The organism is Cytophagia bacterium CHB2, assembly GCA_030263535.1.
In the GTDB taxonomy this organism is placed as follows: Bacteria; Zhuqueibacterota; Zhuqueibacteria; order Zhuqueibacterales; family Zhuqueibacteraceae; genus Coneutiohabitans.
This window is the reverse complement of record SZPB01000500.1, coordinates 1-3,627: the sequence shown is the minus strand read 5'-3', so window position 1 is coordinate 3,627 and position 3,627 is coordinate 1. Positions and strand designations below refer to the sequence as shown.

Genomic DNA, 3,627 nt, shown 5'->3' with positions numbered 1-3,627 from the left:
AGAGGAATGGATTTGATCGTCTTGAGATTTTGCGTGATGTTCTCGCCGGTGTAGCCGTCCCCGCGGGTGGAACCGATGGTGAGCACACCGTTTTCATAAACCAGCTCGACTGCAGTGCCGTCGAGTTTCGGCTCGACGGTGTATTCGATTTCATCGAGTTCGAGCAGCTTGCGCAGGCGCTGATCGAAGTCGCGCACCTCGCCGTCGTCAAAGGCATTGTCGAGCGAGACCATGGGAATCGTGTGCGTCACGGTCTCGAATTCTTCCAGCGGCGCAGCGCCGACCCGCTGCGTCGGCGAGTCCGGCGTGACGAGTTCCGGATATTTGGCTTCGAGTTCCTGCAGCTTGCGGAACAGGCGATCATACTCGGCGTCAGTGATCTCGGGATCATCGAGCACGTAGTAGCGATACGCGTGATGATTGAGCTGCTCGCGCAGCTTGAGGATTTCGGTTTGGGGTTGAGGGGAGGGCATGGGAGTTACACTAATAGTGATTATTTTCAGCTTTTGCGGCCGTTCGCATACAGCCGCACGACGAATTCTTCGCCTTCCAGGGCAAACTCCGGTTCGGTGCCGTTGTGCGCGCGCATCTGGCGGATCATATTGGGAATGCCGCTGCCGAATTCTTCCATAAAACCCAGGCGATTGAGAAACTGTGCGAGCAGAGGATTGCGTGATTCATGATTATAAAAACGAATGCTCTCCAACGTCATCGAATTGGGCAAACGGCCCGGGCTGCGGACTTCGAGATGGTTGTCGAAAAAGAACAGGCGAACTTGATTGCCGGCGATGCTGTAATCACGATGCGCAACGGCATTAACCACCACCTCACGCAGAACTTCCGGAGGGCAAAACGGCTGCTCGCGGCGCACAAAGCCCTCGATTTTGGTATACACGCCGTTATAAAGTCTGACGTAATCGTCGCATTGCTTCACTAGTTGCGGCAGGGTTCCGGCCATTTCTTGCGGGTTCAGACGATCGGCGGTGCTGTCATTGCCCAGAAAACGCACGGCCGTAATCCGGCTCTGCGGCATGAAACGCTGCGGCTCGCGGCCAAAAACGAGCAAACCGGCAACCGTTAATCTCTGCGTCTCATCCACGGTTGTGGCGACACGCGTGCGCTCCAACAACAGTTCAATGGAAATGCCTGCTGCTGAGATCGGTTGGCGGGAAATTTTCTCGAAATATTTTTGAAAGGCCTCATGATCCAAATCAGCCAGCGCCGTTCCCGCGACCGGTGTTTCGTCGAAATGATAAAGCCCGGATTGTTGCAGCATGCGTGCGCGCTGCTGCGGCGAAGCAAGCTGCTTGCTCGCCCCGGCGCGGACATAGCATTGGTCGCTGTTATTTTCATAGGGCGGGCCGGCGCGTTTTTCCACCCGCACTGCGACAACGGGAATGCCGTTGAGATCCACACGCTCGATCACGGGATAAAGCGAGGGCCGGCAATTGTCGCGCGAGATGTTGGCCAGGGCGTTCATCGTGGCATCCACATCAGAGACGCCAATGATCTGTCCATTATCAGTTACGCCGACCAACAGGGTTCCGCCAGTCGTGTTCGCAAAGGCAATCAGCTCGCCGGCAGTATCGCTGCGTTGAGAAACGTCGCGTTTGAATTCGAGTGTCTGGCCTTCACCGGCGGCGATCATTTTTCGGATGTCATCGGCTGTGAGAGGCATATGTCTATTCCATGAATAAAATTGATTCAAATGATACAATCAGGTCGCGCCCAGATTCACCGGTGCGGCGCGATCAAAATATAACACCATTTGGCATGAAGTCGCAAGCGCAACTCCGGGAACGGATTTCCACCGCCCGGGCGATTGATTAAGGCTGGGATTGAAGATATTCCAACAACGCCATTGCATTATTATGCTTTTCATCTTTTGCGCTGTACACCAACGTCACGGCCCCGGCGCGGGCATGTTGGCGAAGTGCCGCAACCGAATCTTGTTTATTGCGCAATTCGGCGAAGTAGCGCTGCTTGAATTCCGCCCATTTCGCCGGCTCATGGCCGAACCATTTGCGCAAATCATCGCTGGGCGCGATTTCTTTGAGCCAGAGAGCGATCTGCGCGTTCTCTTTTTTCACGCCGCGCGGCCACAGCCGGTCGACGAGAATGCGAAAGCCGTCGTCCGCAGCCGGGGCGTCGTAGATGCGTTTGGTTTTGATCGGTAATTTCATAGTAATGCCGGTTCTCGAACATCGTTGTCATTTCGGCCAAATTGCGCTTGGCAACCTCCATCAGCTTGTTGCTTGTGGGTTTCGATAACAGGCATGACAAACTCGTCAACTAGAAATTCCAGGCACAATACTGAAAAAAACATATTCATTGCCGAATGCGTATCATGCGATCATCAATAACAATCAGCTTTTGGCGGAGATCATCACGATTTGCGGTGGAAAGAAACTGCCTTAATAAGTCATGCAATCCTTTGCGATTTCGTGTTCGGATGCTCAAAAGAATAATACCTTGATGCAAACGCGGTGGATAGTCGAGAATGTTTCCAAAGCCTTTGTCTTCGGTGAGCAAAACTTCGTCTCTTTGGATCGACAATTGCAGAACGGACGAATCTTCCAGTTCTGCCAATCCCAGACTCTTCAACGTCGTCAGTTTGTGGCCCAAGCCATGGACAAACTCAGTCGTTCGCTGGGATACGCAATGATCGACGAGGAATTTCACGCGGCCTCCGTTAGACCTGTTTCATATAACTGAATCTCCTCATTGCCGACCAATTGATTTGCGAACGCTATGCAAGCACGAATATCCTCCGGCGCAAGATCTGGAAAATCTTCTCTGATGATTTCCTCCGACGATGCCCCGTCAGCAAGCAGAACCAACACCTGCTGAACCATAATTCGTGTCCCCCGGATGTGAGGTTTACCGTGACAGATATTTTTGTCAACCGAGATGCGGTTCAAAAGTTGTTCTTTCATCGAAGTGCCTTTCAAGTCAAAGTTAAGAATCCGGTTCAATCTGTTTCGCACACCACCTCAGACGATTTCACCCCTTGATACACCCCAGCGGCCTGAGCTGCGCTACCTTTTTCGAGATGCCGGCATAGTGGCAGGTATCCACGACGTCGGTCACGTCTTTGTAGGCTTCGGGGATTTCTTCGTCGATCGTGCCGCGGCTCGCGCCCATAACGTGAATGCCTTGTTCTGCCAATTCTTTCGCAATGTTGCGGCCGTGCGCGGTTTGCTTGGCTTTGTGGCGGCTCATGGCGCGGCCGGCGCCGTGACAGGTCGAGCCGAAGGTTTGTTCCATTGCGCCTTCGGCGCCAACGAGAACATAAGAGTAACGTCCCATGTCTCCCGGAATGAGTACCGGCTGTCCTACTTCGCGGTAAGCCTCCGGGATTTGCGCATGCCCCGGCGCGAATGCGCGCGTCGCGCCTTTGCGATGCACGCAGACCTTCACCGGTTTGCCGGCAAAGAGATGATCCTCGAATTTCGCAATATTGTGCGCAACCTCGTAAACCGTGCGCAGGCCGATGTACTTGGGCGCTTTGTTGATCGCTTTCGCAAACGCCTCGCGCGTCCAATGCGCAATCATTTGGCGATTGGCAAACGCAAAATTGATGGCGCAGCGCATGGCGCCGAGATAATCCTGGCCCTCCGGCGAAGC

At 53.8% G+C, this 3,627-nt stretch carries 6 protein-coding genes; all 6 read right to left on the bottom strand.

Annotated features, from left to right (window positions below):
- Window positions 1-473, bottom strand: a 473-nt coding sequence (locus FBQ85_27950) for an NAD-dependent DNA ligase LigA (protein MDL1878966.1), incomplete at its 3' end; no start/stop codon positions are given.
- A 26-nt stretch (window positions 474-499) separates the two neighbouring features.
- The gene (locus tag FBQ85_27945; protein ID MDL1878965.1) at window positions 500-1,678 is read right to left on the bottom strand and encodes a hypothetical protein; all 1,179 of its coding nucleotides are present in this window, start codon (window positions 1,676-1,678) and stop codon (window positions 500-502) included.
- A 148-nt stretch (window positions 1,679-1,826) separates the two neighbouring features.
- Window positions 1,827-2,183 carry a DUF488 domain-containing protein gene (locus FBQ85_27940; protein MDL1878964.1) on the bottom strand — a complete coding sequence of 119 codons (357 nt, stop codon included), beginning with the start codon at window positions 2,181-2,183 and terminating at the stop codon, window positions 1,827-1,829.
- Window positions 2,184-2,328: 145 nt separating this feature from the next.
- Window positions 2,329-2,682: a hypothetical protein gene (locus FBQ85_27935; GenBank protein ID MDL1878963.1), complete on the bottom strand. Its 354-nt coding sequence runs from the start codon at window positions 2,680-2,682 to the stop codon at window positions 2,329-2,331.
- Window positions 2,679-2,936 (bottom strand): DUF433 domain-containing protein, encoded by a 258-nt coding sequence (locus FBQ85_27930; protein ID MDL1878962.1) that lies wholly within the window; start codon window positions 2,934-2,936, stop codon window positions 2,679-2,681. The genes FBQ85_27935 and FBQ85_27930 overlap by 4 nt, the downstream gene beginning before the upstream one ends.
- A 67-nt stretch (window positions 2,937-3,003) precedes the next feature.
- The coding region (locus FBQ85_27925; protein ID MDL1878961.1) for an RtcB family protein at window positions 3,004-3,627 on the bottom strand (624 nt) is incomplete at its 5' end.